Source organism: Sphingomonas sp. (assembly GCF_019746015.1).
Classification (GTDB): domain Bacteria; phylum Pseudomonadota; class Alphaproteobacteria; order Sphingomonadales; family Sphingomonadaceae; genus Sphingomonas.
This window is the reverse complement of the sequence record NZ_JAIESM010000013.1, coordinates 16290-41452: the sequence shown is the minus strand read 5'-3', so window position 1 is coordinate 41452 and position 25163 is coordinate 16290. Positions and strand designations below refer to the sequence as shown.

Here is a 25163-nt window from a genome sequence, read left to right as displayed (position 1 = left end):
TGCAATCAGCGCCCCCACCGCGCACCGCTATACCCGCCCGCCCCGCGCAAGGCGAGGGGCAAAAGCCACCGCTCGCCGCAGCGTCAGGCCGCATCCCCCATCCGCAGCGCGGCAATGAACGCTTCCTGCGGAATGCTGACCGAGCCGTACTCGCGCATCCGCTTTTTGCCCTCTTTCTGCTTTTCCAGCAGCTTGCGCTTGCGTGTCGCATCGCCGCCATAGCATTTGGCGGTCACGTCCTTCCTCAGCGCCGCAATCGTTTCGCGCGCGATCACCTTGCCGCCGATGGCCGCCTGGATCGGAATCTTGAACAGGTGGCGCGGGATCAGGTCCTTCAGCCGCTCGCACATGTGGCGCCCGCGCGCCTCGGCGGCGGAGCGGTGGACGATCATGCTGAGCGCATCTACGGCCTCGTTGTTGACGAGGATGCTCATCTTCACCAGATCGCCCTCCCGGTAACCGATCTGGTGATAATCGAAGCTGGCATAGCCCCGGCTGATGCTTTTCAGCCGGTCATAGAAATCGAACACCACTTCGTTGAGCGGCAGTTCATAGGTCACCTGCGCGCGCCCGCCGACATAGGTGAGGTTCTTCTGGATGCCGCGCCGGTCCTGGCACAGCTTCAAAATGCTGCCCAGATATTCGTCGGGGCAATAGATGGTTGCCTCGATCCACGGCTCGGCAATCGTCTCGATCCGGTTGGGGTCGGGCATGTCGGCGGGGTTGTGCAGCTCCATCTCGCCGCCGCCATGGGTCAGCTCCAGCCGGTACACCACCGACGGGGCCGTGGTGATCAGGTCCAGATCATATTCGCGCGTCAGCCGCTCCTGGATGATTTCCAGGTGGAGCAGCCCCAGAAAGCCGCAGCGGAAGCCGAAGCCGAGGGCCGCGGACGTCTCCATCTCGAAGCTGAAGCTGGCGTCGTTGAGCCTGAGCTTGCCGATCGAATCGCGCAGCTTCTCAAAATCATTGGCATCGACCGGGAACAGCCCGCAGAACACCACCGGCTGCACTTCCTTGAAGCCGGGCAGCGGCTCGGCCGCCGGGCGCTTGGCATCGGTGATGGTGTCGCCGACGCGGGTCTGCGCGATTTCCTTGATCTGCGCGGTGATGAAGCCGATCTCGCCCGGCCCAAGCTCGGTCAGCTGCTCGATCTTGGGGCGGAAGCAGCCGACCCGGTCGACCAGATGCTGGGTACCCGCCTGCATGAAGGTGATCTGCTGGCCCTTTTTGAGCACGCCCGCCATCACCCGCACCAGAATGACAACGCCCAGATAGGGGTCGTACCAGCTGTCGACCAGCATCGCTTTGAGCGGCGCGGTGGCATCGCCCTTGGGCGGCGGGATGCGCTTGACCACTGCTTCCAGCACCGCGTCGATGCCGATGCCGGACTTGGCGCTGGTCAGCACCGCATTCGATGCGTCAAGCCCGATCACTTCCTCGATCTCGGCCTTCACCTTGTCAGGCTCGGCGGCGGGCAGGTCGATCTTGTTGATGACGGGCACGATCTCATGGTCATGCTCGATCGACTGATAGACATTGGCGAGCGTCTGCGCCTCCACGCCCTGCGCCGCATCGACGACGAGCAGCGCGCCCTCGCACGCGGCCAGGCTGCGGCTAACCTCATAGGCGAAATCGACGTGGCCCGGCGTGTCCATCAGGTTAAGCGTATAGGTTTCGCCGTCGCTCGCCCGATAGTTGAGGCGCACCGTCTGCGCCTTGATGGTGATGCCGCGTTCCTTCTCGATATCCATATTGTCGAGCACCTGCTCGGACATTTCGCGCTCGCTGAGCCCGCCCGTCACCTGGATCAGCCGGTCGGCCAGCGTCGACTTGCCATGGTCGATATGCGCGATGATCGAAAAATTGCGGATGTGCGAAAGCGGGGTCACGGGCGTCTCAGCTGTTGCGGATGCGGCTGCGCATAGCAGCATGGCCCCGGCGTGACAAAGGGGGCGATGAGACAAGGCCGCCCGGTCAGCGCGCGCACCCGGCGGCGCACCGAATCCCATTCTATCGCTGCCGAATTTGCGCTATTGTCCGCACCGAAACGGGGGGACCATGATGCCCAGATCACTGCACCGACCGATCCTGTTCGCCGCCGCTACGCTGGCCGTGCTGCCACTGTCACCGCTCGCCGCGCAAAAGCTCGCCAAACCGTCGAGCGGTCAGAAGCTGCAGGAACAGCTCGCCAACGACGTGCCGCGCTGCACGAGGAAGCTGGGCACCATCTCGATCCGCGACGGTGACGATCCCTTCCCGTGGACGCAGAATAATCTGGCGCCGCCGTCCAAGCTGCTGAAAGTGCTGGTCCAGCGATCGGGCTGTTTCAACCTGGTGGATCGCGGCGCCGGGCTGAACGCCGCCGAACAGGAACGCGCGATCGGCAGCAATCTGGGGCTGCAGCGCCGCTCCAATGTCGGCCAGGGCCAGATCAAGGCGGCGGACTATGTGCTGGTCGCCGAAATTCAGGGCGCCGATGCCAATGTCAGCGGCGGCGGCGGCGCGGGCGTGGTGGGTGCCGTTGTCGGCGGGCCGCTGGGCGGGCTGATCGGCGGAATCCGCACGCGCAAGCTGGAAGCGAACACGGTGCTGTCGATCACCAATGTGCGCACCACCGAAACGCTGGCGGTGACCGAGGGCTATGCCGCGAAAAAGGATACGGGCTTTGCCGTGGGCGGCCTGTTCGGCGCGGGCGGCATTGGTGCGGGCGGCATCGGCGGCGGCTATGAAAATACCGATATCGGCCGCATCGTGACGCTGGCCTTCATTCAGGCCTATTCGAAGATGGTGAACGAGCTGGGCCTGGTGCAGCCGGGCGGCGCCGCGACCGCAGAGGCCGCGCCGGCCAAGACCTTCACCGCGCAGGCGCCGGTGCAATTGCGCGCGACGCCGGTCGGCACCGCCAAGGTCATCCGCACCCTGCCGCCGGGCGCCATCCTCTACCCCACTGGCAACAAGAACGGGCTGTGGTGGGAAGTCGCCGACGAGAATGACAATGTCGGCTGGGTGCTGAACACCAAGCTGGCACCGTCGCAATAAGGGTTCAGCCCAGCGCCCCAAGCGTCGGCACCAGCGCGTCATAATGGTCGATCACCGCATCGGCGCGCAGCTCCTCCACCGTGCCGTGGATGAAGCCGAAGCTGACCGCAATCGCCGGAATGCCGGCAGCGCGGGCGGCCTGCATGTCATAGATCGAATCGCCCACGAACACCGCGCGCCCGCCGCCCAGCCGCGCGATCATGGTGTGAATCGGCGCGGGGCTCGGCTTGGCATTGCCCGGCCCCAGCGTGTCGCCGCCGATCACTGTGCCGAAGCGCGGCATCAGGCCCAGCGCGTCGAGCAGCTTCACCGCCAGCGCTTCGAACTTGTTGGTGACGATGGCGAGCTTCACCCCCTGCCCGGCGAGCGTATCGAGCGCGGCCAGTGCGCCGTCATAGGGCCGGGTCGCGACCGCCACATTCGCCTCGTAAAAGCGCAGCATGTCCTTGTAGAGCGGGCGGAACCCCTGTGGCGGATCGCCGCCGGTCGCGGCCAGCCCCTCGGCCAGCATATGCTTGGCGCCCAGGCCGATCATCGGCTTCACCTGATCGGGCGACAGCGGCGGCCGCCCGGCCAGCGCCAGCGCATGGTTGACGGCGGCGGCCAGGTCCGCGCTCGTGTCGAGCAGGGTCCCGTCCAGATCGAAGCCGACAATGTCGAAAGGCAGCGTCATCGCCCGCGTGGGTGCCCGCAAATGGGTGGAAATGGCAAGAAGTTCGTGGCAGGCCGCGCGCCGGGGAGTATCGCATGACCGACGCCGTTGCCGCCATCGTCCTTGCCGCCGGCAAGGGCACCCGCATGAAATCAGACCTGCACAAGGTGCTGCACCCCATTGCCGGGCGGCCGATGCTGATGCACCTGCTGGCCAGCGTCGAGGCACTGTCGCCGGCGCGCAAGGTGGTGGTGGTGGGCGCCGGGCGCGATCAGCTGGCCGCCGCGCTGGGCGACCGGGCGGCGCTGGCGGTGCAGGAGCCGCAACTGGGCACCGGCCATGCCGTGCAGCAGGCCGAAGGCGCGCTGGCCGGCTTTGCGGGCACGGTGCTGATTCTCTATGGCGACGTGCCGCTGGTCTCCACCGAGACGATGCAGCGCATGATCGACCGGCTGCATGCGGCGGACGCACCGGCAGTGGTGGTGCTCGCCTTCGAGCCGGAAGACACGCTGCGCTATGGCCGGGTGATCGCCGAGGGCGACCGGATCGTGAAGATGGTGGAGCACAAGGACGCGACCGAGGCCGAGCGCGCGGTGCGGCTGTGCAATTCCGGGCTGATGGCGGCGCGCGCGGACGATCTGTTCGCGCTGCTCGCCCGCGTCGGCAACGACAATGCAGCCGGCGAATATTATCTGGTCGACATCGTCAACATCGCCAATGCCGATGGCCGCAGCTGCGCGGTGGTGACGACCGACCCGTTCGAGGTGGCCGGCGTCAACAGCCGCGCCGAACTGGCCGCGCTGGAAGGGGAATGGCAGGCGCGCCGGCGCGCGGCCGCGATGGCCGATGGCGCCACGCTGATCGCGCCGGACACGGTGTGGTTCGCCTGGGACACGGCAATCGGCCGCGACGTGGTGATCGAGCCGAACGTGTTTTTCGGCCCCGGCGTGACCATTGCCGATGGCGCCACCATCCGCGCCTGCTGCCATATCGAGGGGGCCAGCATTGCGCCGGGGTGCGAAATCGGCCCGTTCGCGCGGCTGCGCCCCGGCACGGTGCTGGAGGAAAAGGCCAAGATCGGCAATTTCGTTGAAGTGAAGAAAACGGTGATGGGCGCGGGCGCCAAGGCCAACCACCTGACCTATCTGGGCGACGCCGTGGTGGGCGCGGGCGCGAATATCGGCGCGGGCACCATCACCTGCAATTATGACGGCTATTTCAAATACAAGACCGTCATCGGCGCGCGCGCCTTCATCGGCTCCAACAGCGCGCTGGTCGCCCCGGTGAGCATTGGCGAGGACGCGATCGTCGGTGCGGGAAGCGCGGTGACGAAGGACGTCGCGGCGGGCGAGCTGCGGCTGGTGCGGCCCGAACAATCGGCCAAGCCCGGCTGGGCGACGCGGTTCCACGAGGCGATGCGGCGGAAGAAGGGGGGGAAGGAATAGACTATGGGGCTAACAGTAGCAGTGGGACTTTCTGCTCAGAACCTCGCTGAAGCCGAGGAAGACGAAGAGCTGTTGAATGAACCATTCAATCACCTCAATGAGGTTTTGGTCGCGAACGGGCTAGCGCACCACAACGAGCCACGGACGGTGCCCCATGGTGAATATTTCGAAGCTCAAATGTGGGGATATAATAGTTTACATGCCTTACGCAGACTAGCTGCCTACCTCAGCATGGAGAGACGACTCCCGCAGCCCACACAATATGGAACCCACAATGAAGATCCTGTGTACATTAAATTTAACCGATTACATGAACAATATATCGAAAATCCCAAATCCAAGGGCATCATGGGCATTTTCAAAAAGAGAGTTGCGCCCCCACCCTATCAACATCTGATTATGCATTCCGATGCTGAAGGATTTTATGTCCCTCAGTCGTTCGACGAAGTTATTGTCGACTGGACACAGCCTCAAAGGCCGGGGTTAGGTATGATGATTGGGTCATCGGCAAAATTGCTGGTCGAGTGTGAGGCGTTGGCAAAATATTTGAACCTTCCTGCGGGCTTTGAGCCAGAGTCAGACGAATTTCTCGACATATTGGAGTCGCCGCCTGGATCAGGTGAGCCATGGCAGGTTTTAGCGGTTGAAGCGCATGCCGTTGCTAATCTCACGAGGGCCGCTCACGCATCGCTTAAACTCGGCGCAGCAATCCAATTTTGCTAACTTGCTTGACGCGATATCATGATATGATATCATGATATCATGACGCGCATCCTCGCCGACCTGCCCGATGACGACATCCGATGGCTCGACCAGCTCGCCGCCGAGCAGGGCAAGTCGCGCGCGGCCGTGCTGCGTGAGGCGGTGGCAGGCTATCGCGCTGAAACAGCTTTGTCGGGCGACAAGCAATGGTTGGAAGTCGGCTTCGGTGCTTGGAAGGGCCGCACGGACATCGGCGACTCGGTGGCATGGCAGCGCCGGGAGCGCGCGTCGTGGACGCGTTATTGGGACGATGATTACGAAGAAGTGAAGGCGGAGTTTCCCGACCTTTTCGATGAAGAGGATGATCGCCAGCGTCGCATTTATCTGGAAATGCTGGCGGGCAGATATCCCGAACCGAAAAGTCCCAACGCACGGTGAGCGGGTTCACGTTCGATTCGAACATCGTGATTGATGTGCTCGCCGGTTTCGATCAGGCGCGGGCTGAAATTGATCGTGCCACAAATTTCGGTTCGCGTGCGTGGATTAGCCGCGTGGTCTGGATAGAAGTCATGTCGAAAGGCGAAGGAGACGGTCTCAAACGAGCCGAAGTGCTGCTGTCGGGTTTTGGCATCGACGAAGTTGATGCGGAAGTCGGCCGGCGCGCTGCGGCGTTGCGGCGTGAGCGACGAAGCCTAAAGGCAATGGATGCCATCATCCTGGCCACAGCCCAAATTCGCGGACGCGTTCTCGTGACAAGAAACATCAAGGATTTTCCGGCCGAAATGCCGGGCATCCGCGTTCCCTATATCCTCTAGGCAAAAGGCTTTCCCTCCATGTGCGGAATCATCGGTATCGTCGGTAAGGAAGACGTCGCGGAGCGGCTGGTCGATGGCCTGCGCCGCATGGAATATCGCGGTTATGATTCAGCCGGCGTCTGCACGGTGCATGATGGCGCGCTGGTGCGCCGCCGGGCGCCGGGCAAGCTGAACCATCTGGTGAAGGAACTGGCCGGCAACCCCGCCCCCGGCACGATCGGCATCGCGCACACGCGCTGGGCCACGCATGGGGCGCCGACCGCCAACAATGCCCACCCGCACGCGACCGGCGAAGTCGCGCTGGTACACAATGGCATCATCGAGAATTTCAAGCCGCTGCGTGACGGTCTGCTCGCGCGCGGCCGCACCATCGAGAGCGAGACCGACACCGAAATCGTCGCACATCTGGTGAGCGAACATGTCGAGGCGGGCGCCACGCCTGAGGAAGCGGTGAAGGCGGTGCTGCCCATCCTGCGCGGTGCCTTTGCGCTGGCGATCGCGTTTCGCCAGCATCCCGATCTGCTGATCGGCGCGCGGCTCGGCTCGCCGCTGGTGGTGGGCTATGGCGAGGGCGAGACCTATCTGGGGTCCGACGCGCTGGCGCTTGCCCCCCTCACCCAGCGCATTTCCTATCTGGACGAGGGCGACTGGGTGGTCATCACCCGCGATGGCGCGCGGATTTTCGACAGGGACAACAACCCCGTCGAGCGCGAGATCGTGCGCTCCGGCGTGTCGGCCGCGGCGGTGGAAAAAGGCCCCTATCGCCACTTCATGCTGAAGGAGATTTTCGAGCAGCCCACCGTCGTCGCGCAGACGCTGCGCAGCTATATCCGCCCGGTGGAGCAGCAGGTCGCGCTGCCGCAGATGGATTTCGACCTGTCCACCATCAACCGCGTCACCATCGTCGCCTGCGGCACCAGCTTCTATGCCGGCATGGTCGCCAAATACTGGTTCGAACAATTCGCCCGCGTGCCGGTGGACATCGATGTGGCCAGCGAGTTCCGCTATCGCGACCCGGTGCTGGAGCCGGGCGGCCTCGCCCTGTTCATCTCGCAATCGGGCGAAACGGCGGACACGCTCGCCGCACTGCGCCATGCCCGGGCGGAGGGGCAGAAGATCGCCGTCGTCGTCAATGTGCCCACCAGCAGCATGGCGCGCGAGGCGGACCTGCTGCTGCCCACCCATGCCGGGCCGGAGATCGGCGTTGCCTCGACCAAGGCGTTCACCTGCCAGCTGGCGGTGCTGGCGGCGCTCGCCGCGCATCTGGCGGTGAAGCGCGGCCGGATGACCCGCGACGAGGAGCGCGAGATCGTCCACCACCTGACCGAGGCGCCCGCCGCGCTCAACGCAGCGCTTGCCTATGACGAGGCGATTGCCGGCATGGCGCACCTGATCGCGCCGGCACGCGACGTGCTCTATCTGGGGCGCGGGCCGGATTATCCGCTGGCGCTGGAAGGCGCGCTGAAGCTGAAGGAAATCAGCTATATCCATGCCGAAGGCTATGCCAGCGGCGAAATGAAGCACGGCCCCATCGCGCTGATCGACGAGGCAGTGCCGGTGATTGTGCTCGCCCCGTCCGGCCCGCTGTTCGAAAAGACCGTCAGCAACATGCAGGAAGTGCGCGCGCGCGGCGGCAAGATCGTGCTGATTTCCGACGCCGAAGGGCTGGCGGAAGCGGGCGAAGGCTGCATGGCGACGATCGAGATGCCCAAGGTCCACCCGCTGATCGCGCCGCTCGTCTATGCGGTGCCGGTGCAGCTGCTGGCCTATCATGTCGCCGTCGCCAAGGGCACCGATGTCGACCAGCCGCGCAACCTGGCCAAATCGGTGACGGTCGAGTGAGCGCGCTCGTCGCCGGGGTCGAACTCGGCGGCACCAAATGCGTGTGCCTGCTCGGCACCGGGCCGGACGATGTGCGCGCGGAGGTGCGCGTGCCCACCACCAGCCCGGCCGAAACGCTGGCCGCGATCGAGGCGGTGCTGGCGGGCTGGTCGTTCGCGGCGATCGGCGTGGCCAGCTTTGGCCCGGTCGGCATCGATCGCGCGGCGCCCAACTGGGGGCACATCACCGCCACCACCAAGCCGGGCTGGTCGGGCACCAGCATCGCGCCGCGCCTGGCCGCGCGCTTCGGCGTACCGGTGGGGTTTGAAACCGATGTGGTGGGCGCAGCGCTGGCGGAGGCGCGCTGGGGCGCGGGCCGGGGGCTGGATGCGCTCGCCTATGTCACCATCGGCACCGGCGTCGGTGTGGGGCTGATCGCCGGCGGGCGGCCGCTGCACGGGCTGAGCCATGCCGAACTGGGCCATATCCGCCCGCGCCGGCTGGCGGGCGATGGCTTTGCCGGTGCGTGCAGCTTTCATGGCGATTGCGTGGAAGGGCTCGCCGCCGGCCCCGCCATTGCCGCCCGCACCGGGCAGCCGGCGGAGGCACTGGCGGCGGACGACCCCGCCTGGGTGCCAGTTGCCGATGCGCTGACCCAGCTATGCCATGTGCTGGTGCTGACCGGGGTGCCGCGCCGCATCCTGGTGGGCGGCGGGGTGGGCCTTGGCGCGCCGCAGCTGCTGCCGATGATCCGCGCCGGGCTGGCGCGCAGCCTGGCCGGCTATGGCGAAACCGCGCTGATCGACCCGCTCGACGCCTATGTCGCCGCTGCAGCGCTGGGCGGCCGCGCGGGGCCGCTGGGCGCGATGCTGATCGGGCAAAGCGCCTTAAACGCTTAATTTACCATCCGCGCCGCATGGTTGTCCGCGCATTAACCAAGCGGGGTAGCCATGCGGATTCTGATCATCGACGACGAACCGGCGATGCACGATTCCTATCGCCGATGCTTCGCGCCGAAGCCGGTCGATGCCGGTCTGTCGGCGATGGCCGCCGATCTGTTCGGCGATGAGGCCGATGCTGCCGCCCCGGCCGAGGACACGCCCGATTTCACGCTGACCCATGCGATGCAGGGGCTGGACGGCGTGGCGGAAGTGGAACAGGCGCTGGCCGCCGGCGCGCCCTTCGCGGTCGCCTTCATCGACGTGCGCATGCCGCCGGGCATTGACGGCAAGGAAACCGCGCGCCGCATCCGCGCGCTCGACCCCAATGTCCAGATCGTGATCGTGACGGGCTTTTCGGACTTTTCGCCGATCGAAATCGCCAAGGCCGCGCCGCCCGCCGACAAGATCTTCTACATCGCAAAGCCGTTCGAAGTGGCCGAGATCGTGCAGACGGCAACCGCGCTGGCCCATCGCTGGCGGCTGGACCAGACGCTGGCTGAAGCCCGCGCGCAGCTGGCCGAGCAGGTCGTGCTGCTGGAGGAGCAGGCGGTCGAGCTCGCCGCGAACGAAAGCCGCGCGCTGCACATGGCAACGCATGACTCGCTGACCGAGGCGCCCAACCGGCTGGCTTTTCTGAAGGCGCTGACTGAGCGCGCGCGGGGCCGCGAACGCTTTGCCGCCGCGATGCTCGATCTCGACCGGTTCAAGCTGGTCAACGATACGCTGGGCCATCTGGCCGGCGACGAGATGATCCGCGCGGTCTATCAGCTGCTGGCCGCCTCCGTGCCCGAAGGCGGGCTGGTCGCGCGGCTGGGCGGCGACGAATTCGGCATCCTGTTCGACACGCCCGGCGAAGAGGCCGCGGTGATGGCGTGCGAGCTGATGCTGCGCAAAATGTCGGTCACGCTGTCGCTGATGGGCCATTCGGTGCAGGCGTCGGGCTCGATCGGCCTGGTGGTGACCGAGGCCGAACCGGTGCGCGACCCCGTCGACGTGATGCGCCGCACCGACCTGGCGCTGAACGAAGCCAAGCGCGCCGGGCGCGGCGTGGTGCGCGCCTATGACGAGAGCATGGACGAAAGCATCCGCTTCCGCCGCCAGATCGAAGGTGGCCTGTCGGAGGCAATCGCCAAGGGTGAGCTGAAGCTGGTCTATCAGCCGATTGTCGCGCGCGGCGGGCTGGAAATTGTCGGCTTCGAAGCGCTGATGCGCTGGAACTCGCCCGATTATGGCCCGATCTCGCCGGGGCTGTTCATTCCGATTGCTGAGGAATCGAACCTGATCCACGAGCTGGGCGACTGGGTGGTCGATACCGCGCTGCAGACCGTGCAGCACTGGCCCGGCCAATATGTGTCGATCAATTTCAGCCCGCGCCAGTTCCGCCGCCAGAATTTCGTCGGCCGCATCATGGAACGCGTACAGCATTGGGGCGTGGAGCCGACGCGAGTGCAGATCGAGATCACCGAAACCGCGATCTTCGACGATGCAGACCATGCCGCCGAAACGCTGTATCGCCTGCGCCAGATGGGCTTCCGCGTCGCGCTCGACGATTTCGGCACCGGCTATTCCTCGCTCTACAACATCCGCAAATTCGGGCTGGATTGCCTGAAGATCGACCGCAGCTTCATCGACGGCATGGGCCGTGAGCGCGAAAGCGCCGCCATCGTCCATTCGATCATCCATCTCGGCCGCGCGCTGGGGCTGGGCGTGGTCGCCGAAGGGGTGGAGACCGAGGCACAGGTGCAGGCGCTGCGCCTGGCCGGCTGCTCGCACCTGCAGGGCTATTTCTTCTCGCGCCCCGTCGATGCCGATGCCGCCCTTGCCATGGCCGAAATGGGCGCGATCGAGGGCAAGGACGATCCCGGTGACATGCCGGTCGTGCTGCCGGGGACCGGGACCGAAGGCTGATGCGCGCCCCCGCCTGGCGGCGGATGGCCGATCCGCTGCGCCATGCCCGCTCGCTGGGTGGCAAGCTGCTGCTCATCCTGACGGCGGTCGGCCTGGGCGGCGCGGCCGCGATCACGCTGCTGCTCGCGGTCGTCATCACCCCCAGTTTCAACCAGCTGGAAGACGCCGCCGTCGCCGCGCATGTGGAACGCACGCGCGCGGCGCTCGGCGAATTCATCAGCAAGGTTGCCACGGCCGTCCGCGATTATGGCGACTGGAACTCCTCCTACGACTATATGGCGCACCCGACGCGCGCGTTTGAGGAGGAAAGCTTCTCCACGCTCGCCATGGCCAATCTTGACGTGTCGGGCATGGCCTATGTCCGCCCCGACCGCACCGTGGTGATCGCCCGCTGGATCGACACGCGCAGCCAGGCCGACCAGCCGGAGATGCGCGCCCGCTTCATCGCGCGCATCGGCCGGATCGATTTTGCGCGCGTACTGGGCACGGGCAATTCGGCCGCCTTCTACACCCGTATTGGAGACGCGGTGGCGGCAGTGGGCGTGGCGCAGGTGCGGCGAAGCGACGGATCGGGCACGCCGCGCGGCTATGTGCTGATGGTGCGGCGGATCAGCTCGCGCCAGCTTTCCGACCTGTTGCAGCTAAAGGCAACGCTCGACCCGGCGAGCGGCATCGACCGCGAGATCGTGACGCCGGGCAGCCGCGAAATGACGATTGCGGTGCCCATTCGCGGGCCGGACGGCCACGGCGTGGCGCGCGTCAGCTATGCCGTGCCGCGCGACGTGTCGCTGCTCGGCCGGCGGATGCTCCAGCTGGCGATTGGCGGCTCGGTGCTGCTGCTGTTCGTGCTGCTGATGGTGCTGCGGCGGATGATCGCGCGGCTGGTGCTGCGGCCCTTGAACCGGGTGGAGCGGCACATGCAGGCCGTGTCCGCCTCGGGCGCGCTGTCGCCGCTTGATGCCGAGGATCGCGGCGACGAGATCGGCTCGCTGGGCAAGAGCTTCAACAAGATGCTGCAGCAGCTGAAGGATCTGCGCGAACAGCTGGAAGTGCAGAGCTTTGCGCTGGGCAAGAGCGAAAGCGCAGTGGCGGTGATGCACAATGTGCGCAACGCGCTGAACCCGATCAGCACGATCCTGTCGCGCGGACTGGCCGATGCCCCGCCGGCGGACCCGATGCTGATCGACCGGGCGTTGGCCGAACTGGCGGGCGACGCCGTGCCCCCGGCGCGCCGGCAAAAGCTCGCCGCGTTCGTGGCGGCGGCCATCGCCGCCGAAAACGCCGCCCGCGCCGACCGCGCCGAACAGCTCCACACCGGGCGCGAGGCGATGCGCCATGTGCTCGAAATCATCGGCGCGCAGCAGGCACAGGCGCATGAACGCCCGCCGCTCGAACCCTGCGACGTGACCGAGATCGTCGCCCACAATGCGGCCATCGCGCGCTATTCGGGCGAGACGCGGATCGACTTCAGCTTCCCCAACCGGCCATGGCGGGTGCTCGCCAATCGCATCATCCTGAGCCAGGTGATCGGCAATCTGTTCGGCAATGCCGCCGAAGCCATTGCCGCCACCGGGCGCGGCGAGGGCCGCATCACCGTCAGCGTCAGCGAAGCCGAGGGCAAGGTGACGATCGCCATCGCCGATGATGGCGAGGGTTTCGATCCCGCCGTGGCGCCCACCCTGTTCCAGCGCGGCTTTTCCACCCGCCAGCACAAATCGGGCGGGCTGGGCCTGCACTGGTGCGCCAATTCGATGAACGCGATGGAAGGCGCGCTGGCGCTGGAAAGCGCGGGCAAGGGCCACGGCGCCACCGCGCTGCTCACCCTGCGCGCCGACCCGGCGGAAAACATGGCGGTAGCCGCCTGAGCGGCGTTGCTCAGCCCGCGCCCAGCCTTGCGGCGGCCGCGTCATCGCCGCCGCCATCCTCGCGCAGATAGGGCGGCACCAGGTTGCGCGCGCGGTACCAGGCCTGCAGCTCGGCCGGCAGCGTCTGGAAATTGCTCACCACGCGGCGGCAGTCAGGGCTCTTGCACTGGCAGATCATGTGCCAGTTGCTCTCGTGCAGCGTGGTCGAATAGTCCCAGCTGATCTCGTCCCCCGGCGCAATCGGGCGGATGGCGACCAGAAATACGCCCTCGTCAGTGAAGCGCAGGCCGCCATTGGGCGCGCAGCTGTGGTTGATCAGATCGTCGATCCGCCCCGACGGCCCCAGATAATGCTCGGGCTTGATCTGCACATAACGGTCAGACGCGCCGCGCGGCAGCGCCGGGATCTGGTCGGCCCGGAAACGCTTGCCGGTGAACTTCACGATCACGTCACCCTCGGCAAAGGCCTGCGCGGCATAGACCGCCTTGCCCAGATGGTTCTCGCCCACCGAAAACGGGCTGCGCGCCGGGAAATAGGCGTCGAGAATGTAGAAGCGCCCCTGCCGCCAGCCGAACGAGCGAATGGGGTTGATGGTGGCGAGGCCGACCATGAACCACACGCTGGCATGGCAGGTCAGCTCGACGAAGATGTAGCTGAAACCGGCGACCGAAATATCCTCACCCCGCGCCGCGATGATGAGGGTGGCGAGGTCGCCGATCGTCCACAGGCCCCAGGCGGGCGAGCGTTCGCGCGCGCGGTCCTGCATCACGCTTTCCCAGGTCGGCCAGAAGCTGATCGGCACCGCTGCCACCACCAGCAGATGCGCCCAGAAGGCGGAGCTGAACAGCAGCCACAGCAGCAGCGCGGCCAGGCACGCCGCCATGCAAACGCTTTCGGTCGCGCTGGGCAGCCGCCAGGCCGAATTGCGCCAGATGCCAAGCGTCACCACCAGGCACGCCGCCGCCGACACCAGGAACACGATCGATTGCGGGGCGCCGGGATTGACCGCGGCATAGGTGGTCGTCTCCACCAGAATGGCCGCCGACCAGATCAGCCACGATGCCCGGTTGGGCTGCACCAATTGCCGCCGCATCCCGGCCAGATAAACGGCATAGCCCAGGAAATTGGCGCAGACGGCAAGAACAAACCAGGCGGTAATTGGCGCAGACCCCTGTTAATCTCTCTGGTTAATTGCGGGTTTACCGTAATGGCGGCGCAGCGTCCATAGCGGCGGTGGAATTACGGCCGGGCGCCCCTGTCAACGCGCAGGCCCGCCGCCGGGCGACAGGCATGGATCAGCGCGGGCGGCGTGCCCGTATCCGCGAAATGCGCATGCGCGGCGGCGGTCAGCGCGCTCAGCCGCCCGGTATCGGCCAGCGCCACCACACAGCCGCCAAAGCCGCCCCCGGTCATCCGCGCGCCGCCCTGCCCGCCCGCCGCCGCCGCCAGCCGCGCGACCAGCGCGTCGATGGGCGGCAGGGTGATCTGGAAATCGTCGCGCATCGACGCGTGCGAGGCGGCCATCAGCGTGCCGATCGCCCCCCAGTCGCGGCTGGCAATCGCCGGCGGCAGCGCGAGCACGCGCGCATTCTCCGAAATCACATGGCGCGCGCGCGCGCGGTGCTCGTCATCCAGCGTGGCGGCGGTCAGCATCGCCATGTCGGCATCGCGCAGCGCCGGCACGCCCATGGCAGCGGCGGCCGCCTCGCACGCGGCGCGGCGCGCATTATAGGCACTGTCGACCAGCCCGCGCGCGATGCCCGAATGGACGATCAGCACGGCCATGTCGGGCGGGATCGGCACCGGGGTGACGGCCAGGCTGCGGCAATCGATCAGCAGCGCATGGCCATCCACGCCAGCGGCCGCCGCCAGCTGGTCCATGATGCCGCAGGCAGTGCCGACATAGCGGTTCTCCGCCGCCTGGGCGATCCGCGCGATGTCGGTCGGTGCGCGCCGGCCGCCGTCCAGCGCATCAAGCGCGCCGACCAGCGCCACCCCGAGCGACGCCGAGGAGGAAAGCCCGGCCCCCTGTGGCACGTCGCCCGCAATGGCCAGCCGGAGCGCCGGCACCGCGCCCCCGGCATCGGCAAAGGCCGCCAGCGCCGCGCGGACATGCGCGCGCCAGCCGGGCGCCGGCGCAAAGCCGCCCGCCGGCACCGCATCTTCCTCGCCATAATCGGCGCTGACGGCGATGCTGCCCCCCTCGCCCGTGCCGAACGCCACCGCCGTGCCCCGGTCGATGGCGAGCGGCAGCACGAAACCGTCATTATAGTCGGTATGCTCGCCGATCAGGTTCACCCGGCCCGGCGCATAGGCAATGCCGGCGGGCGGCGCGCCGAACCGCGCGCGATAGGCCGTCTGCGCGCGCACCTCCGGATGGTCGGCCGCGCTCATGCCGCCACCGCGCGCAGCCGGGCGGCGGCGTCCTCCGGCATCAGGTCGCGCTGCGGCTCGCCCAGCAGCTCGAACCCGACCATGAATTTGCGCACGCTCGCCGAGCGCAGCAGCGGCGGATAGAAATGCGCGTGCAGCCGCCAGCTCTCTGCCGCCGCGCCAAAGGGCGCACCGTGCCATCCCATCGAATAGGGAAAGGCACAGCCGAACAGCGCGTCATAACGGCGGATCAGCGCCTGCAGCACCGCCGCCAGGCTGTCGCGCCGGGCATCGTCCAGCTCGGGCAGGCGGGCGACCGCAAAGCGCGGCAGCAGCAGCGTCTCGAACGGCCAGGCCGCCCAATAGGGCACGATCACCAGCCAGTCCGCATTCGCTTCCACCACGCGCGGGCCGCCCGCCTCACGCTCGGCCAGATCGCCCAGCAGCGCGCGGCCATGCTGCGCAACATAGGCGCGCTGGTGCGCATCCTCTGCCGCCATTTCGTCGGTCAGGTGCGCGGTCGCCCAGACCTGCCCGTGCGGGTGCGGGTTGGACGCGCCCATCATCGCGCCCCGGTTCTCGAAAATCTGCACACAGGGGTAATCCGCGCCCAGCGCCGCCGCTTCCGCCGCCCAGCAATCGATCACCGCGCGCACCCCGGCCAGCGGCAAGTCGCCCAGCCCAGCGCCATGATCGGGCGAATAGCAGATCACCCGGCAGGTGCCGGCCACACCCTGTGCGGTGAACAGCGGATCGTCCTCACCCCCTGCCCCGTCGCCGGGCAGCAGCGCGGCATAATCATTGGTGAAGGCATGCGGGCCGGCATAGGCCGGGTTCACCGCGCCCCCGGCCCGGGCATTGCCGGGGCACAGATAACAGGTCGGGTCATAGGCTGGCGGGCGGGTTGCGTCCGCCGCTTCTTCCTGCCCCTGCCATGGCCGTTGCAGCCGGTGGGGGGAAACCAGCACCCAGCGCCCGGTGAGCGGGTTGCGCCGCCGGTGGGGGATGCCGGCCATGCTCATGCCGCGCCCCACAGCGCCAGCCGCGCGCGCCCGCCCGTCAGCCGGTTGACGCCCAGCGCCACCAGCACCGACGAGGCCAGCGTGACCACCATGAAATCGATATAATGGAGCGGGATCAGCCTGCCCGGCTCCAGCACGAAGGTGAACAGCGCATAGAGCCACACCCCCCAAAGCACCCCCGCCGTCGCCGCGCTGCCCGACACGCCCCGGAACAACAGCCCGACGATGAAGGCGGACAGGATCGGCATCGAGGACAGGCCGTTCAGCTGCTGCAGCAGGTTGATGATGTGCTTCGCGCCTTCGAACAGCGGCACCAGCGCGATCGAGCTGGCGGTGACCAGCGCCGTCACCACCGCGCTCAGCCGCCAATGGTCGCGCACGCGGCCGATGAAACGGTCATGGAAATCAACCGCATAAAGCGCGACGGTGGAATTGAGCACGGCAGCGGTATGGGCGATGACGGCGGCGGCAATCATCGCGGCAAACGCGCCGGAGAGCCAGGGCGGCAAAATCCGCGCGACCAGCAGGCCATAGGATTTGTCACCCACCGGCCCCAGCAGCTTGTAGGCGACCACGCCCGGCACGGTGACGATGACCGGGATGATCAGAATGCGCACTGCCGCCGCCGCCAGCACGCCGCGCTGCGCCTCTTTCACATCGGGCGCGGTCATCGCTTTCTGGGTGATGTTCTGGTTGGTCGACCAGTAATAGATCTGGATGAAGATCATGCCGGTGAACAGCGTGTGGAACGGAATGGGCGAGTCCGCCGCGCCGATGAAGCTCAGCCGCTCGGCCGGAATGCCGCTGAAATCCCAGTGGATCGCGTTCAGCGCCAGCAGCACGATCAGCACCGCCACCGCCAGCACGCCGAACCCCGAATAGGTGTCCATCACCGCCACCGCGCGCAGGCCGCCCAGCATCGTATAGGCCGCGCTGATGATGGCGAGGACGGCGGCAAGCACGATCAGCGGCACCCCGCCGCCGAACAGGCTGGAGAGGAACAATGCGCCGCTGTACAGCCCGGCGGGCAGATAGATCAGGATATTGCCGAACAGGAACAGCGCCGAAATCAGCGTGCGCACGCTGGTCGTCTCGCCCGAATAACGCCGGTCGAGCAGTTCGGTGACGGTGGTGCAATTGTTGCGGTAATAGATCGGCACGAACACGAAGGCCAGGATCATCAGGCCCACAAAGCCCGAAATCTCCCACCAGGCGAGCAGCAGCATCTGGTTGCCGTTCATCCCCACCAGTTGATCGGTGGACAGGTTGGTGAGCGTGATCGAGCCGGCCACGAACAGCCAGCTCAGCCCGCCGCCGGCCAGGAACACGTCCTTCCCGCTGCCGTCATGCCGGGCGGCGCGCACCCGCATCCAGGTGAGCAGCGCGATCAGCGCGAGCAGGCCGCCCGCGACCGCCAGTTGTTCGATGCTGAGTGCCGCCGTCACAACTCCCCCTTTTTTGGCGGGAGCATAGGCCGCGCGGGCTTGCGCGCAAGCGGCGGCGCGGCAAGGGTGCGGTGCGATGGACTTTTATCGGATCGACGGCGGCGCGCTGACGCTGGTCTTTGCAACAGACGGCGGCGCGCCCTGGCCGGTGCATCTGGGCGGGCGACTGCCCCCGGACGAAGACCTGACAGCGCTGTCAGCGGCAAGCGCGCGGCCGCGCCACGGCTCCGAACCCGATATTTCGGTATCCACGACACTGTCTAGTTCGGCCGGGCGCGGCTATCTGGGGCCGGTGGCGGTCGCGCTCAGGCGCGGCGGGGCGGCGGTGACGCTCGGGCTAAACTGCCGGTCGGTGGCGGCGGGCGACGGGCGGATCGCCTTCACCCTGGCCGATGATGCCGCCGGCGTCTCGCTGCAGATCGACTGGGCGATCGGGCCGGGCGACATGGTATCGGCGCGCTCGACCTTGACCAACACCGGCACCACCCCGCTCGCCATCGACTGGCTGGCAAGCCTTGCCCTGCCGCTGCCCGGCTGGGCGGACCATGTCACCCGCTTCCACGGCCGCTGGGCGGGCGAGATGCAGATGGAGACCGGCCCCATCCCCCATGGCGAAAGCGGCGGCGCGGCGCGCGGCGGGCGGCCCGATTTCGGCGGCGCCAACTGGCTGATCGCGCACGAGGCGGCCTTCGGCGCCGATCATGGCCGGGCGCTGTCGCTACATCTGGCGTGGAGCGGCGGGCACCAGCTGGTGCTGGCGCGCGATGCCGATGGCGCGGGGGTGCAGCTGGGCGGCTGGCTGGCACCGGGCGAGATCACGCTGGCGCCGGGCGCAGTGTTTGCCGCGCCGGAGGCAATGCTGGCGATCACCGCCGGCGGCCGCAACGGCGTGCGCCGCGCCTTCCACGCCGCCACCCGCGCGCGCCTGCCCGGCCGCGCCGGCTGGGCGCCGCGCCGGGTCCATCTGAACAGCTGGGAAGCATGCGGCTTTGCGATGGACGCCGACCGGCTTGCCACCCTTGCCCGGCATGCCGCCGCAATCGGCGCCGAGCGCTTCGTGGTTGACGATGGCTGGTTCGCCGGGCGCCGCGACGACCGCACCAGCCTGGGCGACTGGACGGTGGACGCCGCGCGTTTTCCGCACGGGCTGGCGCCGCTGATCGCCGATGTCCATGCGCTCGGCATGGATTTCGGGCTGTGGGTGGAGCCCGAAATGGTCAGCCCCGACAGCGACCTGTACCGCGCCCATCCCGACTGGTGCGTCCATCTCGGCGACGACCGCCCCACCCAGCGCCACCAGCTGGTGCTGAACCTCACCCGGCTCGAGGTGGCCGAGCACCTCTTCACCGCGCTCGACGCGCTGCTCGGGGCGCACCCCATTGCCTATCTGAAGTGGGATCATAACCGCCCGCTCTTCCCCAACCCGGCCGGCCATGCCCAGGCGCTGGCGCATTATGCGCTGCTCGACCGGCTGCGCGCCGCGCACCCCCATGTCGAGATCGAAAGCTGCGCCAGCGGCGGCGGGCGGATCGACCTGGGCGTGCTGTCGCGCTGCCACCGCGTGTGGCCCAGCGACAATAATGACGCGGTCGAGCGGCTGCGGCTGATGCGCGCGTGGAGCCTGTTCCTGCCGCCCGAAGTGCTGGGCAATCATGTCGGCCCCAGCCCCAACCCGATCACCGGGCGCGCGCTGCCGATGGCGTTTCGCGCCCGGGTCGCGCTGTTGGGCCATATGGGGGTGGAGGCAGACCCCGCCGCGATGACCGCCGACGAGCGCGACACGCTCGCCCAGCATATCGCGCTCTACAAGGAATGGCGCGACGTGCTGCACGGCGGCGACTGGCATGAGCTTGACGCCGGCCCCGGCCTGTTCGGCACGCTGGTGACGGACGGCCGGCGCGCGCTGGCGCTGATCGCGCGGGTGGACAGTGCCGGGGATTACAACGCGCCGCCAATCCGGCTGCCCGCGCTCGATCCGGCGCGGCTTCACGCGGTCAGCTTCCCCTTGTCGCGCCGTGCGCCGCTCACGCTTTCCGGCCGGTTCCTGGGCGAGACCGGCCTCACCCTTCCCCTGGCCCGGCCCGCCACGGCCCGGCTGATCGCGCTGGAGGCGCTGTGATGCGGCTGGGCTGCTGCTATTATCCCGAACACTGGCCGGAAAGCTGGTGGGCCGACGATGCCGCGCGGATGGCGGCAATGGGCCTCACCCGCGTGCGCATCGGCGAATTCGCGTGGAGCCGGATCGAGCCCGAACCCGGCCGGTTCGACTGGGGCTGGCTCGACCGGGCGATCGACACGCTCGCCGCCGCCGGGCTCGGCATCATCCTCGGCACGCCGACCGCGACGCCGCCCAAATGGCTGGTCGACCAGATGCCGGACATGCTGGCGGTGGACGCGCAGGGGCGCCCGCGCCGCTTCGGCTCGCGGCGGCACTATTGCTTTTCGCACAAGGGCTACCGGGCGGAAGCAGCACGGATCACCGCCGCAATGGCGCAGCGTTATGGCGCGCACCCGGCGGTGGTCGCGTGGCAGACCGACAATGAATATGGCTGTCACGACACCGCGATCAGCTACTCCCCCGCTGCGGCTGCCGGTTTCCGCGCCTGGCTCGCCGCGCGCCATGGCAGCATCGACGCGCTGAACACCGCCTGGGGCACGGTGTTCTGGTCGATGGAGTATCGCGACTTCGCCGAGATCGACCCGCCGCACCTGACCGTTACCGAACCGCAGCCGGCCCACGTGATGGACTGGCGGCGCTTCTCGTCCGATCAGGTCGTCGCCTTCAACCGCGCGCAGGTGGAGATCCTGCGCGCGGCCTCGCCAGGGCGTGACATCGTCCACAATTTCATGGGCTTCTTCACCCAGTTCGACCATCATGCGGTTGCCGCCGACCTCGATGTGGCGACGTGGGACAGCTATCCCATCGGCTTTCTCGACAGCTTCTGGTTCTCCGCCGAGGAAAAGCTGCGTTACGCGCGCGCCGGCCATCCGGACATCGCCGCCTTTCACCACGATCTCTATCGCGGCGCCGGGCGCGGGCGCTGGTGGGTGATGGAGCAGCAGCCGGGGCCAGTGAACTGGTCGGCGCACAACCCCGCGCCCTTGCCGGGCATGGTCCGGCTGTGGACGATCGAGGCGGCCGCGCACGGTGCCGAGCTGGTCAGCTATTTCCGCTGGCGCCAGGCGCCGTTCGGGCAAGAGGCGCACCATGCCGGGCTGCTCCGGCCCGACCGGGTGGACGACGTCGGCGCGCACGAGGCGCGGGCTGCAGCCGCCGATCTCGCGCTGCTGGGCGATCTTGCCCCCGCCCCGGCGCGCGTCGCGCTGCTGTTCAGCTATGAAGCGAGCTGGGCGATCGAGACGCAGCCACAGGGGCGCAGCTTCAGCTATCTGGAGCTGGCCTTTGCCTGGTATCAGGCGCTGCGGCGGCTGGGCCTGGATGTCGACATCGTGCCGCCCGGCGCGCCGCTGGATGGCTATGCGATGGTGGTGGCGCCCAGCCTGCCGATGCTCGACGACGCGCTTGCCGACCGGCTGGCGGCGCTGGGCGTGCCGGTGCTGTTCGGCCCGCGCAGCGGCAGCCGGACGGCCGCCTTCCAGTACCCCGACACGCTGCCCCCCGGCCCGCTGCAGCGCCATCTGCCGGTAAAGGTGGTGCGGGTGGAAAGCCTGCGGCCCGGGCTGGTGGAGCCGGGCGACGGCTTTGCCCTCGGCCGCTGGCTGGAAACGGTCGAAACCGCGCTGCTGCCCGAGCATTGCCTGAGCGATGGGCGCGGCATCGTCTATCGCGCCGGCCGCTTGCGCTATCTGGCCGGCTGGGCGGATGCGGCGCTGCTCGCGCGGTTGTTCACGCAGATGGCGACGGAGGCGGGGCTGTCGACCACCCAACTGCCGCCCGACCTGCGCCTGCGCCGCGCCGGCGGCTTCACCTTCGCCTTCAACTATGGGCCGGACGTGATCGACGTGTCGCGCTGGCTGGGCGGGGCCACGCCCCTCATCGGCAGCGCGCACTGCCCGGCCGGCGGCTTCACCGTCTGGCGTGAATAACTACCAGCGCCGACCCCAGCCGCCGCCACGCCAGCCACCGCGCCAGCCGCCCCAATTGGGCTGAAAGCCGGGGCCGCGCCAGCCGCGCTGCCGGCCGATCCAATATTGCTGCTCGTAAAAGCCCCAGGGCCGGCCGACCCGGTACCGGTCATACACCAGCACCCCAGTGCCCGGATAATAAAAGCCGTTATACCAGCCCCAATAAGGCTGGCCCCAGCCCGGATTGTAATAGGCATAACCGGGATGGCCGTAGAAATCGTCATCGGCGCAGGCGGTGACGCCCAGTGCCAGTGCCAAGCCCAGTCCGATCTTTGCCAAATGTCGTGCCATGCAACGGTCTCCGCGCCGCGCGCGACTCAATCGTCCGCGCGCGAAGCCGACAATAGCAAAGAAAAGATTAATGGCCCTCGAACGAAACCAGCGCCGACACGTCGATCCCGTCGGCGCGCAGCAGATCGGCGCCGCCCAGTTCGGGCAGGTCGATGACGAAGCTGGCCTGGGTCACCGTCGCCCCGGCCTTGCGCAGCAACCGCACCGCCGCGCACGCCGTGCCGCCGGTGGCGATCAGGTCGTCGACCAGCAGCACCTTCTGCCCCGGCACCAGTGCATCCTCGTGCATGGTGATGCGGTCGGTGCCATATTCCAGCGCATAATCCTCGGCGATGGTGGCGCCGGGCAGCTTGCCGTCCTTGCGGATGAGGAGGACGCCGGCCTTGAGCGGCGCGGCAAGCGCGGCGGCAAAGATGAAGCCGCGCGCCTCGATCCCCGCGACCAGATCGACCGGACCGTCCACCGCCGCCGCCATCCGCGCGACCGTCTTTGCCATGCCTGCCGCGTCGAGCAGCAACGTGGTGATGTCGCGAAACATGATCCCGGGCTTGGGGAAGCCCGGGATCGTGCGGATCAGCGCCTTCAGGTCGTCATTGGCGCCGGCGGTTTCGGTAACGCTCAATGCTTCACGTTCCGCCAGATGTTGAGATAGGCGAAATAGGCGAACACGGTGGCGACCAGCAGGAACACGATCACCATGACGCCCATGCCGTGGCGCTGGCCCAGCTCAGGCTCGGCGGCCCAGACGAGGAAGGCGGCAACGTCCTTGGCATTCTGCTTCACCGTCGACTTGGTGCCGTCGGCATAGGTCACCGCGCCGTCCATCAGCGGCGGCGGCATCGCCAGGTTGAGATTGGCGAAATAGGGGTTGAAGTAGAGGCCGTCCGGCGTCTTCGCGTCGGGGTGCTCCTTCATCTCCTTCTCGGTCATCTCGCGATAGCCGGTCAGCAGCGAATAGACATAGGCCGCACCGTCATGCCGCGCCTTGGTGATCAGCGACAGGTCCGGCGGATTGCCCTGGCCGGGATAATAGACGGTCGGGAACTTGTCGGCCGGGGTGTTCGGCCGGTCGCCGCGCTCGCCGGTCTTGGGGTCGAAGGTCGGCGCCTTGTTGCTCCAGTCGGCGGCGATCTTCTTCACCTCGGCATCGGTATAGCCGATCTTCTTCAGGTCGCGGAACGCGACATGGGTCAGCGAGTGGCAGTTGGCGCAGACCTGCTGATACACCTGAAAGCCGCGCTGCGCCTCGCGCTCGTCGACCTTGCCGAACAGGCCGTTGCTGGCCAGTTCCAAATGCTCGGGGTGCTTGTGCAGCACCTCGACCGCCGACTCCTTGGTCTCCTCGGTCGCAAGGCTATAGACGCTGCCGGCCAGGCCGAAACCGGCGGCAGCAATGAACACCAGGCCGATGATGGCCGCAAAAAAACGAAGCATTTTCTTTTTGCCCCTTACTCGGCCGGCACTAGGGTGCCCGGCATCGGCGCGGCATCAGCCGCGTGCTTGCCCTTCAACACCGCCTCGGTGATCGAGCTGGGCAGCGGCCGGGGCCGCTCCATCGCCGACACGATCGGCAGGATCACCAGGAAATGCGCGAAATAATAGATGGTGGCGATCTGCCCCAGCACGACATTCGGCGTGGTGGGTTCGGCGCCGCCGACATAGCCCAGCACCAGCACGTCGACCAGCAGCACGAACAGGAAGATGCGGTAGGTCGGGCGGTACTTGGCCGAGCGCACCGGCGACGAATCCAGCCACGGCAGCACGAACAGCAGCAGGATCGAGCCGAACATCGCCAGCACGCCCCACAGCTTCGCCGGGATCATCAGGAAGTCATAAGTGAACGACTTCAGGATGGCGTAGAAGGGCAGGAAATACCATTCGGGCACGATGTGCGCCGGCGTCGACAGCGGGTTGGCCGGAATATAATTGTCCGGGTGGCCCAGCATGTTGGGGTAGAAGAACACGAAGGTCGCAAAGATCAGCAGGAACACGCCCAAGCCGAACCCGTCCTTCGCGGTGTAATAGGGGTGGAAGGGCACCGTGTCCTGCTCGCTCTTCACCTCAACGCCGGTGGGGTTGTTCGACCCCGGAATATGCAGCGCCCAGATGTGCAGCACGATCACCGCCGCAATCACGAACGGCAGCAGATAATGGAGCGAGAAGAAGCGGTTGAGCGCTGCCTGATCGGGCACATAGCCGCCCAGCAGCCACACGCGGATCGCCTCGCCCACCAACGGGATGCCCGAGAAGAAGCCGGTGATGACCTGGGCGCCCCAGAAGCTCATCTGGCCCCAGGGCAGCACATAGCCCATGAAGGCGGTCGCCATCATCAGCAGGAAGATGACCACGCCCAGCAGCCACACCATTTCGCGCGGCGCTTTGTAAGAGCCGTAATAAAGGCCCCGGGCCATGTGGATATACACCACCGCCAGGAACATCGACGCGCCATTGGCGTGGGCATAGCGCAGCAGCCAGCCATAATTCACGTCGCGCATGATGTGCTCGACCGAATTGAACGCGCCATCGGCAGTGGCGGCATAATGCATTGCCAGCACGATGCCGGTGATGATCTGGCTCATCAGCGCAACGCCGGCGAGCACACCGAAATTCCAGAACCAGTTGAGGTTGCGCGGCACCGGATAGCCGCCGCCGACCGCGCTGTAGACGAAGCGGGGGAGCGGCAGACGATCGTCCAGCCACTTCATCACCGGCACCTTGGGTTCATACTGCTTTGCCCAGGGAAAGCTCATCTTGC

At 67.3% G+C, this 25163-nt stretch carries 21 protein-coding genes; 11 read left to right on the top strand and 10 right to left on the bottom strand.

What is annotated here, in order from left to right:
- Positions 1-83: 83 nt before the first annotated feature.
- The gene (lepA, locus tag K2Y03_RS02485) at positions 84-1892 is read right to left on the bottom strand and encodes a translation elongation factor 4 (RefSeq protein WP_294087963.1); all 1809 of its coding nucleotides are present in this window, start codon (positions 1890-1892) and stop codon (positions 84-86) included.
- Positions 1893-2064: 172 nt separating this feature from the next.
- On the opposite strand from lepA, the gene K2Y03_RS02480 reads away from it, so the two are divergent.
- On the top strand, positions 2065-3042 hold the full coding sequence (locus K2Y03_RS02480; protein WP_294087960.1) for a CsgG/HfaB family protein: 978 nt from the start codon (positions 2065-2067) through the stop codon (positions 3040-3042).
- Positions 3043-3046: 4 nt separating this feature from the next.
- On the opposite strand, the gene K2Y03_RS02475 is transcribed toward K2Y03_RS02480, so the two are convergent.
- Positions 3047-3715 (bottom strand): HAD-IA family hydrolase, encoded by a 669-nt coding sequence (locus tag K2Y03_RS02475; protein ID WP_294087957.1) that lies wholly within the window; start codon positions 3713-3715, stop codon positions 3047-3049.
- 74 nt (positions 3716-3789) lie between these two features.
- Here K2Y03_RS02475 and glmU point away from each other — a divergent pair, with 74 nt between their 5' ends.
- Genes glmU through K2Y03_RS02435 form a run of 8 tightly spaced genes read left to right on the top strand, consistent with a single transcriptional unit; the run spans position 3790 to position 13191 of the window.
- Complete coding sequence (gene glmU / locus K2Y03_RS02470) at positions 3790-5139, top strand: bifunctional UDP-N-acetylglucosamine diphosphorylase/glucosamine-1-phosphate N-acetyltransferase GlmU (RefSeq protein ID WP_294087956.1); 1350 nt, start codon at positions 3790-3792, stop codon at positions 5137-5139.
- Between the two features lie 3 nt (positions 5140-5142).
- On the top strand, positions 5143-5862 hold the full coding sequence (locus K2Y03_RS02465) for a hypothetical protein (protein WP_294087955.1): 720 nt from the start codon (positions 5143-5145) through the stop codon (positions 5860-5862).
- A 39-nt stretch (positions 5863-5901) separates the two neighbouring features.
- On the top strand, positions 5902-6279 hold the full coding sequence (locus tag K2Y03_RS02460; protein WP_294087953.1) for a ribbon-helix-helix domain-containing protein: 378 nt from the start codon (positions 5902-5904) through the stop codon (positions 6277-6279).
- On the top strand, positions 6276-6656 hold the full coding sequence (locus K2Y03_RS02455) for a PIN domain-containing protein (protein WP_294087951.1): 381 nt from the start codon (positions 6276-6278) through the stop codon (positions 6654-6656). Before K2Y03_RS02460 ends, K2Y03_RS02455 begins: the two co-directional genes overlap by 4 nt.
- An 18-nt stretch (positions 6657-6674) precedes the next feature.
- Positions 6675-8498: a glutamine--fructose-6-phosphate transaminase (isomerizing) gene (gene glmS, locus K2Y03_RS02450; protein WP_294087950.1), complete on the top strand. Its 1824-nt coding sequence runs from the start codon at positions 6675-6677 to the stop codon at positions 8496-8498.
- Positions 8495-9376, top strand: coding sequence for an ROK family protein (locus K2Y03_RS02445; protein ID WP_294087949.1), 882 nt, complete (start codon positions 8495-8497; stop codon positions 9374-9376). The genes glmS and K2Y03_RS02445 overlap by 4 nt, the downstream gene beginning before the upstream one ends.
- 51 nt (positions 9377-9427) lie before the next feature.
- The gene (locus tag K2Y03_RS02440) at positions 9428-11326 is read left to right on the top strand and encodes an EAL domain-containing protein (RefSeq protein WP_294087948.1); all 1899 of its coding nucleotides are present in this window, start codon (positions 9428-9430) and stop codon (positions 11324-11326) included.
- On the top strand, positions 11326-13191 hold the full coding sequence (locus tag K2Y03_RS02435) for a CHASE4 domain-containing protein (protein WP_294087947.1): 1866 nt from the start codon (positions 11326-11328) through the stop codon (positions 13189-13191). Before K2Y03_RS02440 ends, K2Y03_RS02435 begins: the two co-directional genes overlap by 1 nt.
- A 10-nt stretch (positions 13192-13201) precedes the next feature.
- On the opposite strand, the gene K2Y03_RS02430 is transcribed toward K2Y03_RS02435, so the two are convergent.
- The 4 genes from K2Y03_RS02430 to K2Y03_RS02415 form a co-directional block, all read right to left on the bottom strand.
- Positions 13202-14284, bottom strand: coding sequence for an SET domain-containing protein (locus K2Y03_RS02430; protein WP_294087946.1), 1083 nt, complete (start codon positions 14282-14284; stop codon positions 13202-13204).
- 146 nt (positions 14285-14430) lie between these two features.
- Positions 14431-15585 (bottom strand): galactokinase, encoded by a 1155-nt coding sequence (galK, locus tag K2Y03_RS02425; protein WP_294087945.1) that lies wholly within the window; start codon positions 15583-15585, stop codon positions 14431-14433.
- Positions 15582-16586: a UDP-glucose--hexose-1-phosphate uridylyltransferase gene (locus K2Y03_RS02420; RefSeq protein WP_294087944.1), complete on the bottom strand. Its 1005-nt coding sequence runs from the start codon at positions 16584-16586 to the stop codon at positions 15582-15584. The genes galK and K2Y03_RS02420 overlap by 4 nt, the downstream gene beginning before the upstream one ends.
- Positions 16583-18031 carry an SLC5 family protein gene (locus tag K2Y03_RS02415; protein ID WP_294087943.1) on the bottom strand — a complete coding sequence of 483 codons (1449 nt, stop codon included), beginning with the start codon at positions 18029-18031 and terminating at the stop codon, positions 16583-16585. The genes K2Y03_RS02420 and K2Y03_RS02415 overlap by 4 nt, the downstream gene beginning before the upstream one ends.
- Before the next feature lie 76 nt (positions 18032-18107).
- On the opposite strand from K2Y03_RS02415, the gene K2Y03_RS02410 reads away from it, so the two are divergent.
- Together K2Y03_RS02410 and K2Y03_RS02405 are read left to right on the top strand one after the other, a co-directional pair.
- Positions 18108-20150: an alpha-galactosidase gene (locus K2Y03_RS02410; protein WP_294087941.1), complete on the top strand. Its 2043-nt coding sequence runs from the start codon at positions 18108-18110 to the stop codon at positions 20148-20150.
- A complete protein-coding gene (locus tag K2Y03_RS02405) occupies positions 20150-22078 on the top strand; it encodes a beta-galactosidase (RefSeq protein ID WP_294087939.1) in 1929 nt (642 codons plus the stop codon). The genes K2Y03_RS02410 and K2Y03_RS02405 overlap by 1 nt, the downstream gene beginning before the upstream one ends.
- Here K2Y03_RS02405 and K2Y03_RS02400 read toward each other — a convergent pair whose 3' ends face one another.
- The 4 genes from K2Y03_RS02400 to K2Y03_RS02385 form a co-directional block, all read right to left on the bottom strand.
- Entirely contained in the window at positions 22079-22408 is a 330-nt protein-coding gene (locus K2Y03_RS02400; RefSeq protein WP_294087938.1) for a hypothetical protein, read from the bottom strand.
- 67 nt (positions 22409-22475) lie between these two features.
- The gene (locus K2Y03_RS02395; protein WP_294087937.1) at positions 22476-23030 is read right to left on the bottom strand and encodes an adenine phosphoribosyltransferase; all 555 of its coding nucleotides are present in this window, start codon (positions 23028-23030) and stop codon (positions 22476-22478) included.
- Entirely contained in the window at positions 23027-23842 is an 816-nt protein-coding gene (locus K2Y03_RS02390) for a cytochrome c1 (RefSeq protein ID WP_294087935.1), read from the bottom strand. Before K2Y03_RS02390 ends, K2Y03_RS02395 begins: the two co-directional genes overlap by 4 nt.
- 14 nt (positions 23843-23856) lie before the next feature.
- On the bottom strand, positions 23857-25158 hold the full coding sequence (locus tag K2Y03_RS02385) for a cytochrome b/b6 (RefSeq protein WP_294087934.1): 1302 nt from the start codon (positions 25156-25158) through the stop codon (positions 23857-23859).
- Positions 25159-25163 lie beyond the last annotated feature (5 nt).